General features: G+C 40.1%; 11 protein-coding genes, 1 rRNA gene and 1 riboswitch. Of the genes, 10 read left to right on the plus strand and 2 right to left on the minus strand.

All coding sequences use genetic code 11. The features are described 5' to 3' along the window. Nucleotides 1-49: 49 nt before the first annotated feature. From guaB to B5F08_RS08825, 4 genes are all read left to right on the plus strand, one after another. Nucleotides 50-1,528 (plus strand): IMP dehydrogenase, encoded by a 1,479-nt coding sequence (gene guaB / locus B5F08_RS08810; protein ID WP_087378417.1) that lies wholly within the window; start codon nt 50-52, stop codon nt 1,526-1,528. A 164-nt stretch (nt 1,529-1,692) separates the two neighbouring features. Next, nucleotides 1,693-2,313: a DUF4234 domain-containing protein gene (locus tag B5F08_RS13540; RefSeq protein WP_242968382.1), complete on the plus strand. Its 621-nt coding sequence runs from the start codon at nt 1,693-1,695 to the stop codon at nt 2,311-2,313. Further along, nucleotides 2,313-2,696, plus strand: coding sequence for a DUF2752 domain-containing protein (locus B5F08_RS08820; protein ID WP_087378419.1), 384 nt, complete (start codon nt 2,313-2,315; stop codon nt 2,694-2,696). The genes B5F08_RS13540 and B5F08_RS08820 overlap by 1 nt, the downstream gene beginning before the upstream one ends. A 50-nt stretch (nt 2,697-2,746) precedes the next feature. After that, entirely contained in the window at nt 2,747-3,880 is a 1,134-nt protein-coding gene (locus tag B5F08_RS08825) for an N-acetylmuramoyl-L-alanine amidase (protein ID WP_158096270.1), read from the plus strand. Between the two features lie 143 nt (nt 3,881-4,023). Here the strand turns inward: B5F08_RS08825 and rrf are convergent. Beyond that, nucleotides 4,024-4,140: ribosomal RNA gene (gene rrf, locus B5F08_RS08830) — 5S ribosomal RNA — on the minus strand. A 137-nt stretch (nt 4,141-4,277) separates the two neighbouring features. Here rrf and B5F08_RS08835 point away from each other — a divergent pair. The 3 genes from B5F08_RS08835 (at nt 4,278) to pflA (ending at nt 9,176) form a co-directional block, all read left to right on the plus strand. Beyond that, nucleotides 4,278-5,546, plus strand: a complete 1,269-nt coding sequence (locus B5F08_RS08835) for an ATP-binding protein (RefSeq protein WP_242968384.1) — start codon at nt 4,278-4,280, stop codon at nt 5,544-5,546. Nucleotides 5,547-5,714: 168 nt separating this feature from the next. Further along, nucleotides 5,715-5,795: riboswitch (ZMP/ZTP riboswitch) on the plus strand. A gap of 395 nt (nt 5,796-6,190) precedes the next feature. Further along, nucleotides 6,191-8,431 (plus strand): formate C-acetyltransferase, encoded by a 2,241-nt coding sequence (gene pflB, locus B5F08_RS08840; RefSeq protein WP_087378423.1) that lies wholly within the window; start codon nt 6,191-6,193, stop codon nt 8,429-8,431. Between the two features lies 1 nt (nt 8,432). Beyond that, nucleotides 8,433-9,176, plus strand: a complete 744-nt coding sequence (pflA, locus tag B5F08_RS08845; protein WP_087378425.1) for a pyruvate formate-lyase-activating protein — start codon at nt 8,433-8,435, stop codon at nt 9,174-9,176. A 181-nt stretch (nt 9,177-9,357) separates the two neighbouring features. Here the strand turns inward: pflA and B5F08_RS08850 are convergent, their stop codons facing one another. Next, on the minus strand, nt 9,358-9,768 hold the full coding sequence (locus B5F08_RS08850) for a helix-turn-helix domain-containing protein (RefSeq protein WP_204245180.1): 411 nt from the start codon (nt 9,766-9,768) through the stop codon (nt 9,358-9,360). Between the two features lie 252 nt (nt 9,769-10,020). On the opposite strand from B5F08_RS08850, the gene B5F08_RS08855 reads away from it, so the two are divergent. The 3 genes from B5F08_RS08855 (at nt 10,021) to B5F08_RS08865 (ending at nt 14,958) form a co-directional block, all read left to right on the plus strand. Continuing rightward, nucleotides 10,021-10,266: a hypothetical protein gene (locus tag B5F08_RS08855; protein WP_087378427.1), complete on the plus strand. Its 246-nt coding sequence runs from the start codon at nt 10,021-10,023 to the stop codon at nt 10,264-10,266. 35 nt (nt 10,267-10,301) lie between these two features. After that, nucleotides 10,302-12,875 (plus strand): zinc ribbon domain-containing protein, encoded by a 2,574-nt coding sequence (locus B5F08_RS08860; protein ID WP_087378429.1) that lies wholly within the window; start codon nt 10,302-10,304, stop codon nt 12,873-12,875. Nucleotides 12,876-13,320: 445 nt separating this feature from the next. Continuing rightward, complete coding sequence (locus B5F08_RS08865; protein ID WP_087378431.1) at nt 13,321-14,958, plus strand: C40 family peptidase; 1,638 nt, start codon at nt 13,321-13,323, stop codon at nt 14,956-14,958. The last annotated feature ends 202 nt before the right edge of the window (nt 14,959-15,160 follow it).

A 15,160-nucleotide genomic window follows, 5' to 3' on the forward strand; every position in this document is an offset into this window, starting at 1 on the left:
GATGGTTTTGGTAAAATAATATTTAAATATTTCAAAAGGGGGAAGAAATTTGATAAACGCAAGTTACGAAGAAAAGTTTATTAAAGAAGGATTAACATTTGACGATGTTCTGCTGATTCCCGGTGAATCCGACGTTGAACCTAAAATGGTTGATGTTTCCACTCATCTCACAAAGAAAATCAAGCTGAACACCCCGCTTATGACAGCGGCTATGGACACAGTTACCGAAACAAGAATGGCTATTGCCATTGCCCGTGAAGGCGGTATCGGTATCATCCATAAGAATATGAGCATTGAACAGCAGGCAGACCAGGTTGACAGAGTTAAGAGAAGTGAAAACGGCGTCATCGTAAATCCCTTCTATCTTGCTCCTTATAACACAGTTAACGAGGCCAATAACCTTATGGCAAAATATAAGATTTCCGGTGTGCCAATCTGCGAAAACGGCAAGCTCGTTGGTATTCTTACAAACAGAGACCTCCGCTTTATGACAGAGCAGGACTACAGCCAGACAATCGCAAGTGTTATGACTAAGGAACAGCTTGTTACTGCTCCTGTAGGCACAACCTTGCTTCAGGCTCAGGAAATCCTCAGAAAGCATAAGATTGAAAAGCTCCCTATCGTAAACGAAAGAGGAGAGCTTAAGGGTCTTATCACAATCAAGGATATTGAAAAATCAGTTCAGTATCCAAACTCCGCAAGAGATGAAAACGGCAGACTTCTCTGCGGTGCAGCTATCGGTGCAACTCCTGACGTATTGGAGAGAGTTGACGCTCTTGTTAAAGCAGGTGTTGACGTTCTTGTTTTGGACTCTGCACACGGTCACAACAGCAACATTATAAAGTCAGTTGCAAAGGTTAAGGCTGCTTATCCAAACGTACAGCTCATCGCCGGTAACGTTGCAACTGCTGAGGCTACAGAAGCTCTTATCGCCGCAGGCGCAGACTGCGTAAAGGTTGGTATCGGCCCTGGTTCTATCTGTACAACACGTGTTGTTGCAGGTATCGGTGTTCCTCAGATTACAGCTATTTTCGACGCAGCAAATGCAGCTTCAAAGCACGGTATTCCGATTATCGCTGACGGCGGTGTTAAGTACAGCGGCGATATCGTTAAGGCTCTCGCAGCAGGCGGCAGCGTTGTTATGGTTGGCTCACTTGTTGCAGGATGTGAGGAAAGCCCGGGAGATACAGAAATCTATCAGGGCAGACAGTTCAAGGTTTACCGTGGTATGGGAAGCCTTGGCGCTATGGGTAAGGGCAGCTCAGACAGATACTTCCAGAGCAATAACAAAAAGCTTGTTCCGGAAGGCGTTGAAGGACGTGTTCCTTACAAGGGCCCGCTTTCAGATACAATTTATCAGATGCTCGGCGGACTTAGAGCAGGTATGGGTTACACAGGCTGTGCTACAATCGAAGAGCTTCACCAGAAGGCAAAGTTCATCAGAATTACAGGCGCAGGTCTTAAAGAGAGCCATCCTCACGACATTCAGATCACTAAGGAAGCTCCAAACTATTCTTATTCAAGCTGATTGTAAAATATTTCTATACGATACAGACGTCCTTTCGGCGTCTGTATTTTTTATAAAATTATTATATTTTTTAAAGTTTTTAAAAATATGTTGACGGATATTGTTAATTATGATAATATATCCTTAATGTTGTAGACAATAAACAACGTAAAGGAGAAGTGAGTATGAACAATTTCGACCCTATGACAGGAGAGCCGATTAACAATAATAATCAGCAGAATACAAACGGTCAGAATTATAATCAAAATTATAATCCTAACCAAAATCCAAATTACAATCCAAATTACAACCAAAACTACAACGGTAATCCGGGAAACGGCTACACACCGCCTAATAACGGATATACACCGCCAAACGGAGGTTATCAGAATAACGGATATAATGGTTATCCAAACGGCGGCTATCCAAACCGCCCTAACGGACGTTTGCCTATTCAGAACAGAAGCATTATCATGTATATTTTGCTTTCTATAGTGACCTGCGGAATTTTCGGATTTTACTGGATGTACTGCGTAAACGAGGACGTAAATAATTCCCTGGGAGAAAACGATATGTCAGGCGGAATGGTTGTGCTTCTCACAATCGTTACCTGCGGTATTTACGGATTTGTATGGGCTTATTCTCTGGGAAATAAGATTTCAAGAATTAAGAGAATGATGGGCGACCCTTATGCAGAGTCAAGCCTCGGCGCACTCTATCTTATTTTGTCTATCTTTACAACCTACATAGTTCCTCTTGCAATCGCTCAGAACGAGCTTAACAAGTACGCAGAGTTCAGAGAGTAATGAAAGAAAGAAGAAATAAAGTATTGAGGGCGTTTGCTGTTTTAGCTGTGGCAGGCGTCCTCTACGGACTTATCACCGGATGGCTGGGATTTGGAATCCCCTGTCCGGTTCATTATTTTACAGGCTTTAAATGTCCCGGCTGTGGTGTTTCCAGAATGTTTATTTCACTTATGAAATTGGATTTCAAAAGCGCATTTGAAGCCAACAGACTTCTGCTTGTGACTTTGCCGGTTATAGCGTCCCTTCTTTTTGTGTATTTTTTTAGATATATAAAAACAGGTTCAAGGAAAATTTCCAAAGCAGAGAATATAATATATTTAATGCTTATTATATTATTTTTAATTTTTGGGATAGTAAGAAATTGTCCGGGGATAAACTGGTAAAAGAGTGTTTACCGGACAGTAAAAAATAATATTGAAAGAAGTGTATGTTAATGAAAAGGGTAATTAAAATCTGTGCGGCGGTTTTATTGTCTTTGACAATGCTGGGCTGGGCTGTAAGCGCTTCTGAAATATCGGACAGTGATTTTCAGGTTGACCAAAGTGAACTGAATTTCCTGTATGAATTTTGCAGTGAAGCCTTTGTCGATGATAATTATTATTCTCAGGAATTTTTGTCAGCTTATCAGCAGGCGCTTGATAACACCAAAGATGTTTTAGAAAATTACAGTCAGCAGCAGGGTGAGGAAGCATATTGGAATCTTTACAAAGCATTTAATCAAGCCTGCGTTTATACAGATGTTACCGGCGATTTAAACGGCGACGGCATCTGCGATATTTCCGACTGTACCCAGCTGCAAAAGTGTATTGCAGGATTAGAGCCTATGACGCCTATGCTGGCTTTAAAGTTAGGCTTAAGCGGCGACAATCCCCTTGGCGTTGATAAAGTGACAAAGTTGCAGGGCTTTATGGCAGGTACTGACACACTGGAAAACTCGGAAGCTTTTGAAACTTTAAAAGACAATGTGGACACAAGAGATATAAGTCTGAACAGTATTTTTTATGAATCATATCTCAGCAAAGACGAGGTACAGCCCAACGGTATAAAAATTTATCTGTCGCCCTCAAATCAAGACGCAAATATTTATGCAATTGGAAATACTAATGAAATGATACAGTGCAATATAATTGCTGAAGCTGTGGAAGAATATCTTCTTGAACATGGATTTAATGTAAAAAGAGCCCCGATGAATCAGGATATGTATGTTACAATAGATGAATCAAACTATTGGGGAGCAGACCTTCATGTACCTATACATACAAATGCATTTGACGGAAGTTTAACCGGCGGAACATTGATTATGATTTACAATTTTGCAGATACAGAAAATGTAAAGGCGGCGAGAAATATTTTAGACAGTCTTGCACCCATAACTCCCGGTTCTGATTATCCGCTGAAACAAAGAAAGGATTTACATGAACTGAGCGATATTGAGGCTATGTCGGTATATGTGGAGTGTGAACATCACGACACCGTGGAAGGTGCGAATTTTATTATAAACAACACAGATAAAATTGCCGAAGCCATTGCAAAAGGTATTTGCAATTACTACGGTATTGAATGGTAAAAAAGCGAAACTGCCGTGAGGATTACCACGGCAGTTTCGCTTTACAGGATGACATAAATAGTTTATCACACATAATAAAATGCTTGTAAGCTAAATAAGATATATTACGAAAAAATGCCCACCCTATTGGGTGGACACTTTGATGTTGGCATCTCCCTATTTTCCCGGGCCGTCGCCAGCCAAGTATCTTCGGCACCACTGAGCTTAACTTCCGTGTTCGGTATGGGAACGGGTGGACCCTCAGCGTCATCAACACCAACTGTCTCTTGAGGACTTCATTATATTATCACATACACAAGAAAAAATCAAGTTTTTTTTGAAAATTTTTTTATAAAAATCAGATAAATGTAAAAAGTCAATTTATATTTGACGAAGATGTCAAAAGGTTGTAAAATAGATGAAATCAAAAAATAAATTTACGGTAGTGATTATTATGATGAACAACACAGAAAAGGTTTTGATGAGCCTTTCTTCCTTATCAATATACAAAGGAGTATTAGGCAGAAGCGTTCCGAAAGCTTTTTACAGTCTTTTGAAAGCCTCAAAGGAAAACCCGGAAAGCTTTTTGCAGTCTTACGGCGAGTTTTTTGCTCTTCTCAGCGAAAGAGGCTACAGCGACACATTTGCAAAGTCCATGGGCGAAGCCATAATGTTTGACGAAAACTGCTTTACAAGAGCGGCAACCAGCGGTTCAGCGGAAAATCTCCCTGAAAACGTGCTTTTTGCCGCCAAGCGTGACTGCATAAGCCTTATGGAAAGCACAGCCCTTACACCTGAGGACATAATAAACAGCTGTGCTTTTAAATCTGAAATTGAGGACATTATTCCAACCCTGCCAAAATGGGAGCAGGGAAGCTTCCCGAAAGAGCTTGAGCATATTAAAGAGTCTATGGACGAGCTTCTCAATTTCCACAGGGAAAACGGCTGTGGCATGTTTGCCCGATACAAAGCCTTTATCTGGAGAACAGGCGGCATAAGGCCTGTTATGTATCCTGATGTTGTGACTTTGGAAAACCTCAAGGGATATGAAATCCAGAGAAACGCTGTTATCGAAAACACAAAGGCATTTTTACAGGGCAAGACCTGCAACAACTGTCTGCTTTACGGCGACAAGGGTACCGGCAAGTCCTCAACTGTCAAAGCTGTTGTTAATTCCATGAGAAAACAGGGCTTGCGCATTGTTGAAATTCCTAAGGAAAGACTTATGGATTTCCCGCTTTTGGTGGACTCTATCGCCGCAGTACCTCTCAAGTTTATCATATTTATCGATGACCTTTCCTTTAACAAGCAGGACGAAAGCTATGCTTCACTTAAAGCTGTTTTGGAGGGCGGTTTGGCGGCAACACCTAAAAACGCTCTTATTTACGCAACCTCCAACCGCCGCCACATTGTCAAGGAAAGCGTTTCCGACCGTGACACAGACGATTTGAACCGCCGTGACAACATGGAGGAAAGCTTGTCCCTTTCCGACCGTTTCGGACTTTCCGTATGTTTCAGCTCACCGTCAAAGGATAACTTCCTTAAAATTGTCCGTGCCCTGGCTGCTCAAAATGGTGTTGACATGGATGTTACTGAGCTTGAAAAGGGTGCAGAAAGATTTGCTCTTGAGCGTGGAGGACGTTCCCCACGCTGTGCAAAGCAGTACATAGAATCCCTTTTTGTTTAAAAACCCACTTTATTCAGATATGTACTTTTGTGCATATCTGAATATTTATCAATAGATACAGGAAACAAATGATAATTATTCGTGTTTTTGATAATTGTTACGATTTTTATGTAATTGCTTGACAAAGCATAAAATATAAACTATACTGATTTCAGAAATAAAAAGTTTCTTCGTTTCTGTGACTGACGGAACAGTGGATTGACCACAGTGGAGCAGAAACGGCAAAAGCCGACCGTCTGGGCAATCCTCAAACCGTGGATTGCTCTTTTTTATTTTTTTTATTTCCGCCTTGGAAAGGTTCAATTGGTAGAAAACTCACGCCATGCGGCGGGTTGGGGTTTCACTCGTTAGTTGGAATGGCTATTCCCGTCTTTGGCATTTATTTTATTTCCGCCTTAGAGAGGTTCAGCTGGCAGAAAACTCACGCCATACGGCGGTTTTATGTTTTATTTAACAGTGACAATGGCTATTTTCTCATAAAACTTTTATGTGAGCAGAAATGGGATTCCAAGGAAATCTCGCTACTTTGGCGGAAAGGTTACTGAGTTACTGAAAAAATTCATCTGATACGGTAGAATAAGAAATAAAAAAGGGAAAACAGGTTTGAGAAAAAACATTATTGCGGTGAAAGGAATTGATTTTCTATGTTTACAAAAAATTTTGAACAGTGGAACGGTTTTAAAGGCGGAGATTGGCAGAAAGAAATCAACCTCAGAGATTTTATCCAGCAGAACGTAACTCCATACGAGGGCGGCTCAGAGTTTTTGCAGCCTGCAACAGAGAGAACCAAACATCTCATGGATAAGCTCAACCAGCTTTTGACAATAGAACAGCACTTTAACGGTGTGCTTGATATAGACACAACAACAGTATCATCACTTACAGCCTACAAGCCGGGATATCTTGACAAAGAAAACGAGCTTATCGTGGGCTTGCAGACAAACAGACCTTTGAAAAGAGGCGTAAACCCATTCGGCGGAATTAAAATGGCAAGAAAAGCCTGCGAAGCTTACGGCTATAAGCTTTCCGACAAAATCGAGGATGAGTTCCAGTACAGAACCACCCACAACGACGGCGTATTCAGAGTTTACAGCGACGAGATGAGAAAGGTTCGTCATGCAGGTATTTTGACAGGTTTGCCTGACGCTTACGGCAGAGGAAGAATAATCGGTGACTACCGCCGTGTTGCCCTTTACGGCATTGACCTTCTTATTGAAGAAAAGCAGAACGACAAGAGAGAAATCGCAATGGGCGACTTTGACACAGATTCAATCCGCCTCAGCGAAGAGCTTTTCCAGCAGATAAACTTCCTGGGTAAGCTTAAAGAAATGGCTTCAATGTACGGTTATGATATTTCAGAGCCGGCAAAGAACGCCCGTGAAGCTATCCAGTGGACATATTTTGCATATCTTGCAGCCAACAAGGAACAGAACGGCGCCGCAATGTCACTGGGCAGAGTAAGCAGCTTTATCGACATTTATATAGAAAGAGATATTAAAAACGGAGTTTTGGACGAGAGCTCAGCTCAGGAGCTTGTTGATGATTTCGTTATGAAGCTGAGAATGGCAAGACATCTGAGAACTCCTGAATACAACGAGCTTTTCGGCGGCGACCCAATGTGGATTACAGAATCCCTCGGCGGCATGGGCGAGGACGGCAGAACCTTGGTAACAAAGAACACCTTCCGTTTCCTCAACACCCTTTACAACCTGGGACCGGCTCCTGAGCCAAACCTCACAGTTTTGTGGTCTGAAAAGCTTCCGAAAGGATTTAAGGATTTCTGCGCACAGGTTTCAATTGACACAGACTCAATCCAGTATGAAAACGACGACCTTATGCGCCCAATTTACGGCGACGACTATGCAATCGCCTGCTGTGTTTCAGCTATGAAGGTTGGCAAGCAGATGCAGTTCTTCGGCGCACGCTGCAACCTTGCAAAGCTTCTCCTTTTGGCTCTCAACGGCGGTTACGACACATATTCAAAGACACAGGCAGCTCCGGAAATGAGCGTTTATGAGGACGATATTCTCGATTACGACAAGGTAATGGAGAGATTTAACCACTATGAAAAGTGGATTTGCAGACTTTACATCAACACATTGAATGTAATCCACTACATGCACGACAAGTACGCCTATGAGAAAACTCAGATGGCTTTGCACGATACAAACGTAACACGCTTTATGGCATGCGGCGTTGCAGGACTTTCAGTTATTGCCGACTCCCTGAGCGCAATCAAATACGCCAAGGTAAAGGCAATCCGTGACGAAAACGGCTATATTGTGGACTTTGAAACAACAGGAGATTTCCCGAAATACGGCAACGACGACGAGAGAGTTGACAGCATCGCAAAGGATATTCTCCATTCTGTATCAACAGAGCTTAAAAAGACAAAGACCTACAGAAACGCCATCACAACACTTTCAGTTCTCACAATCACTTCAAACGTAATGTACGGAAAGAAAACAGGCGCAACACCTGACGGAAGAAAAGCCGGCGAGCCTTTTGCACCTGGCGCAAACCCAATGCACAACAGAGAGCATAACGGTGCTTTGGCTTCCTTGAACTCAGTTGCAAAGCTTTCCTATGAGGACTGCCGTGACGGTATTTCAAATACATTCTCCATAACACCTACAGCTTTGGGCAACGACAAAGAGGCGAGAACTCAGAACCTTGTGACAATTCTCGACGGCTATTTTGCCCAGCTTGCACATCATATAAATGTAAATGTTATGAACCGTGATACCCTTATCGACGCTTATAACAATCCTGAGAAATATCCTAACCTTACAATCAGAGTTTCAGGCTATGCCGTAAACTTCCACAAGCTTTCAAGGGAACAGCAGAGAGAGGTTATCAGCAGAACTTTCCACGAAAGGGTTTAATATGTTAGGAAAAATACATTCCTTCCAATCTATGGGCACGGTGGACGGCCCAGGCGTGAGATTTGTCGTATTCATGCAGGGCTGTCCTCTGAGATGCGCCTATTGCCACAATCCCGACACCTGGGAGTTTGACACAAAGGAAACTATTTACGCCCAACCGGAAGAGGTGTTTGCAAAGATAAAAAGATGCAGACCATATTTCGGAAAAAAGGGCGGAGTGACCGTTTCCGGAGGAGAAGTGCTTTTGCAGGCAGAGTTTGTCACAGAACTTTTTAAGCTGTGCAAAGAGGAAAACATTTCCACCTGTCTTGACACCAGCGGATGTATTCTCAATGAAAAGGTTTTGAAGCTTTTAGACGTTACCGATACTGTGCTTCTTGATATAAAGATGACTGACACTGAAAGCTACAAAGAATACGTCGGCACAACTCTTGAGCAGGTTATGTCATTTCTTCAGGTGCTGGAAAACAAAAAAATAAACACATGGATAAGACAGGTTATAGTTCCCGGATTTAATGATAGTCAGGAAAATATATCGAAGCTTTGGGAGCTTGTAAAGGACTTTAAATGTGTTAAAAAAATAGAGCTTCTGCCTTTCAGAAAGCTTTGCAGTGACAAGTACAAAGCGTTGAATATTGAATTTCCTTTTGGAAAATACAGCGAATGTTCCCCGGAAAGAATAGAGGAAATGCGCAGTCTTTTGGAAAATTATACAAATAAAAAGCCTAATTCAACTTTTAAATAACAAAAATTACCGCCTGCCGGATTTCAGCAGGCGGTTTTGGTTTAATTTAATTTTTATCAAGCGGTATAGTTATGCAACAACAAAAAGGGTTGCCAATGTAAAAAGCTGACATTGGCAACCCTTTTGTGATATTATAAACCTTTTTATTTATTTGTTATGTGATATAAATTTATAAATAAAATCAGCCTGCTTCAATATTGTTTTTTGAAGTTGATTCGGATAATTTTTTATTCTCTGTACGGTACAAATCATCCCTGATTTTTAAAAGGTCGATATATTTTTTTAGCTCATTAAGACTTTCTTTTTCCAAACCAGCGATGTCCTCAAAAATCATATAATATTCATTTTGTTCCTGTGTACTTAAAAATCTTTGTTTTACGTTGGTTATCCCCATAAGATAATCAAGGGAAACGCAGTAATAATCAGCAATGAGCATAAGAGTATTGAAGTCGGGTTCTCTGCTTCCCTGTTCATAATTGCTTAATAGACCTCTTGACACTCCAAGTTCCTCAGCTAATTTATACTGACTTAAATTGTTTTCTTTACGGAGTTCTTTTAATCTTTGTGGCAATATATGCTGGCTTTTTTTCATTGTTTCCACCTCTGTATAAAATCATTATACAAATAATTTATTGGTAAATGCCACAAATAAAACGATAAGTTTCTAAAATAACTATTGAAGAAACAGAACGTTTCTGATATAATGAAATTAAACTATTAAATAAAGAGGAGTGAGTTTTACGAAATATGACAAACATAATATTTGGGTAAAACCTAAGGAAATTAAGACAGGACTGTGTTCGGAATTTCGAATTTCTAAGGAATAAGGAAAGGAAAATTTATTATGAAGCATAAAGTTTGGTTTGTTTTGTCCGGAGTATTTATAGTTTTGACTTTAATATGTGGTATGTGTATTCCTATAGCAATAAGCAATAGACCATCAAGGGCTGTTTACGAAATCTTTCCGTCAAAATATGACGGATTTTTGCTCATGCTTCCGAATATTTTTATAGCATTAGTGTTTGTGTTTTTAATTTTGGCTGTTGTATTCCTTTGCATAGGCGTTTCTTTGAAAACAAAGGTAAATTAAAACACGGTGGTAAAAGTGGAATAGGGGTGAAATCTGTGAAAAGTTGTAAAAAGTGCGGATATACTTTAGATGAAAACGCTCTTTTCTGCGGAAACTGCGGAGAAAGAGTGGTTTTAGAGAAAGAAAAAGACGGTTATTTTAAGAAACTTTTTTCTTATAATTCATTAGAAGAAGAGGAAAAAAGAAAAGTAAAAAAGAAAAGCTTAATTATAATCATTGCCTTTATTGTTTTAATTGCATTGATTGTATTTCTCGTAAAGGGATGTAACGGCAGCGAAAATGGTATAAATAATGTTCATCAGCATGAAAGTGTGGCTGAACAGGTACAGTCAGAATATGCATATATATCATATTCTGATTTTGTAAGATTATGGAACACTGCGGTTAATGATGAAAATAATTTTACCGACGGATTTTTAATAGATGAGGATATTAATTATAATTTTCAAATTAACCTTTCAGGAAACAGAGTGCTGAAATGCGAAGCAAAGTACGGTGATTGGAGTCTGTATTTTTCTGCAGAGGATAATATAAATGAGTGTTTGGAGGATTTGCTGAAGATTACCATTTCTGATATCAGCGAAAATGCCATAGCCTACTGGACAGAACAGCTGAAGCTTACCTCTGAGGACGAGGGCTTTGTAATTGAGTTTAAAAGTACAGAATATTCGGTAAAGCCATTGGAAAGATACTATACAGAAAAAAGGGTAATTACAGACAGCTATACAGGCTACTCAACCACGGATTTAACACTGTTTGAATTTCAGGGAAATCTGAAACAGCAGTATATAAAATATGTGGAAAAATACACAGGTACAAATCTGGACGCAGAAAGCAAGGCAAAGCTTGGAGTTACGGTTGAAGATATGTTCAGAAACCCGGTGCGTATAGTTTCTGATTTATGGTATTCTCAAATTGAGGAATATACTATAGATTTCAGCAGCGGCGGACTTTATGAAACCGTGGGCATAAACATCGATGTCACTGAGGAAACAGGACATATTGTCAAAGCTTGGGTTTACTGTGCCGACAACAGTCTGCTTACCGATTTCAATGATTTTTGCGATATGGTTTCCGCATCAATGCTTGATATTTCGGGTATGGCCGAAATATCCGAGGATTTGGTTTATTCTCAGGACAGCGGTACTTATTATTGCGTACTTGATGGTTTAAAGGTTGAGCTTACGGTGCAGGGAAGCTATAATCTTCTTGAGATATATCCGTATGAAGCTGCAGATTACCCTATATTCGAGATAATAAGCGACAGTGAAAATGAAGGAAACACAGAGACTGACGAAATTGTCATATCTCTTGCAGAAGCAGTTACTCCTAACGGAATTGATAAGGTAATTTCAAAAATGGAAAAGTCATTGGTTATGGACTGGTATTCTCTGGTGGACAAAGAGCTTAACGAGTTTATAGGAGTATCGGGAAATACAATGGTTTATACTCTGTTTGACCCGGCTTACGATGTGTGCCTTTACTGCTATAACTTTGAAACGGAAGAAAACAAGCTTATTGCCAAGTACTTTAAAACCGATATGGAATATCGTCTTGCAGATGACTATGTACTGTTTTATGCTTCAACAGACGAACACGGGGCAGCTGTTGATTTAATGGCTTATAATATACCGCAGGACAAACTTACAGTTTCTCCGATGAAAAGAATCGGCGATTATGAATATGAACAAATAAGCCTTGATATATTGCTTGATAATAAGCTGTATTATTTGAATTATAATGAAGTTATGTGTTTTGACACACAAAACAATGAATATGAAATGCTTGCGGATATTTCACATGAGTTTACAGACACAGACCGTAGAGTTATGAATAATGTTGTTACCTATGATATTTTCAACAAGGACTGCATTTATTACTCAGATAACGAAGCAGTTTTTAACAATAATAATGGAGAGACAACCAACACCGTAAGATTATATGAATACAATATAAAAACGGCAGAAACGAGAACGGTTGTTAATATGACCTATACAGCGCCTTACAATGATGACTTAAAGGAGATAGCGGTAGTCAACGGCAATGTATTTTTACAGTACAGTTCAAATGATATATATCAGGTAGTAGATAATCAGGAAATAAAGAAATACACATCTGCACCTGTCGAGATTTCTTTAAAAAACCGATTGGACGAGGACACATACATGGGCGGAGGCGTAGCTTATTATAATGATATATACAATGTAATCATAGTAATAGATGGTGCAGGTGAAATTGCTGTCCCGAATATAAATAATTTTTCAACAGTAGAATTAACCGATATTTTTAACGGTGATATGTTGATGAACGGCTCTCTTGAATTAAACAATTTCCCTGACCTTGTTTCCGGATACTGGTTTTGTGATTATTATAATGATAACGGAAGCGGTGTTGTTTTGTGGTATATTCCCTGCAAAGGAACATATATTGACTCAAAGGCGGAAACACTCTCTGACGGAACTATTGTGACAAAGTTTTACTTTTTTATGAACAGTAATGATATTGAAAAAATGATATTCCAAAATGAGAAAACAAAACAGCTTAAACCGGGAATATATGAAATAACAGGCAATGACCTAATAATTGTTTATTCCTTAACAAATAATTGAAGAGATGAAAGAAATTTTAAAAAGTTTAGTAAGCCCTTGATAAACCTCAAAACCGTCTGTCTTTCGGCAGGCGGTTTTATTTTGGAAAAGTGATTTACTTTTTAGTGTAAGTCGTTCAAAATTTTATAAATAATTTAAAGTTTTGAAAATATTTTTATCTGAAAATTTTTCATTTAAAAATCGTGAAAAGGTCTAAAAATAAATACAAATTCCACTTTTTTTGTGCTAATTGTCAAATTTAGGGCAAAAAATGCAGTGTAAAAACAATAAATAGCACAATTTGAATTATGTTCTAAAGGTGAAAATTAGATGAAAGGTATTGAAATGAAAAGGTGGACATGCTATAATAATTACAACATTGTTACAAGTTGTAATCTGATGTAACCCTTAGGTAATACAGCTTGGAACAGTAAAAATCTACTATAAGTAAGGAGGTTTGAGTCCGATGGCGCATCTTAAGAAAGCCGTGTCTGTAATCCTCGTTATGGCGGTACTTGCTTCTACTCTTGTAATCACTTCCATCACAGCGGGAGCCAGCGGCACAGGTGTAGGCCTTGCAGAGTGGGCTCTAAATGCTTATTACAGCGGATGGTCTTATGTTTGGGGTGGAGCTTCTCCGGGTGCAGTTGACTGCTCCGGTTTGATTTATTCATATGCGGGCGGATACAGAGTTGACATTATTGAAAACTCTGACAAAATCGGTTATGTAAGTGACGGAATTCCTAATATTCACGGCCTTGCAGTTTGGAAACCGGGTCATATCGGCGTTTATGTTGGTAATGACATGTCCGTTGACGCAAGAGGTTCCGCATACGGCGTATGTTATTCAAACGCTTACAGCATGAATTGGACAAAGTGGTGTACAGTTCCGGGCGTTACTTATCCTACAACAGGATGGGAAGAGTTCAACGGTGGTTATTACTACTATGAAAATGGTGAGTACATAACAAACACCCAGAGAACAATTGACGGCGTTACCTACACATTCGGAAGCGACGGCGCATCTGATAAGGTTCCTGAGAACATGTCAGGCGTTGCTGACGGCGGTTCATCATCAGGCGGCAATTCAGGAAGTACACAGGAGTATTACTCAAAGGGTTCAAGCGGTCAGAAGGTTATTGAAATCCAGGAAAGACTTAAAGAGCTTGGATACTTCCATGAGGATATCACAGGTTACTTCGGAAGCGTAACAGAAGCAGCTTACAAAGCATTCCAGGCAGCTGCAGGCGTTACTGTAGACGGTATCGCAGGTACAGATATGGAGATTCTCTTCTCCGACAGCGCTCCGTATGCTCCCACAGAGGAGACTACAGAAGAGCCGACAACCGAGGAACCAACAACAGAAGCTCCTACCGAAGAGGTAACAGAAGCTCCTACAACAGAAGCTCCAACAGAGCCTGAGGTTGTAGACGACGGCATATACAGATACGGTGATTTCAGCACAGAGGTTACTGCTATTCAGCAGAGACTTAAAGATTTGGGATACTTCGAAGGAGAGGTTACAACTTTCTACGGAGAAGTAACTGAGGAAGCTGTTTCAACATTCCAGTATGTTGCATCTCTCCCTGTAACAGGCGAGGTTGACCAGGCTACATACGACCTGCTCTTCAGCGAGACCGCAGAAAACTTCAAGATTAACATTGAATCTACTGAAGAGACTTACATGGAAGGAAACGAAGCTGAGCAGGCTGAGGTTATAGAGGAAACAGAAGCTCCAACAGAGCCGGAAACAACTGAGGAACCAACAACAGAGGCTCCGACAACCGAAGCAACAACAGAAGCACCTACAACAGAGGCTACAGAAGTAACAACAGAAGCTCCTACAGAGGCACCTACAACAGTACAGGCTGCCACAGAGGTTATCACAGAGGCTTCCAAGACTTCTAACGAAGCTATGCAGAGCGTTACAAACGCAGGCGTTGCAAGCATCGGCGCAGATGTTAAGAACAACGGTGATTTTGTAAAATGGTTTATAATTATCGCAGCTGTTATGGCAGCATCCTTTGCTTTCGTTGTGTTTGCAGAGAAAAAGAGATTTTCAAAGGCAAGACACTCAAGAAACGAAAACAAGAGATACAAATAATTCAGATAATACATAATCAGTAGGCAGGCAGAGCAAAGACTCTGCCTGTTTTTTATATCGCAAAAATAAACGCCCTGCCGGTTAAAGCAGGGCGTTTCAGCCTGTCGAAAAAGCTCAGCTTTCGCTGGGCTTTTTTCGATAAAAGTGGTAAAATAGAAGCAGGTGATAAAAATGATAGAGAAAAACAGAAAAAACAGAGAGC

Source organism: Anaeromassilibacillus sp. An172 (assembly GCF_002160515.1).
In the GTDB taxonomy this organism is placed as follows: Bacteria; Bacillota; Clostridia; order Oscillospirales; family Acutalibacteraceae; genus Limousia; species Limousia pullorum.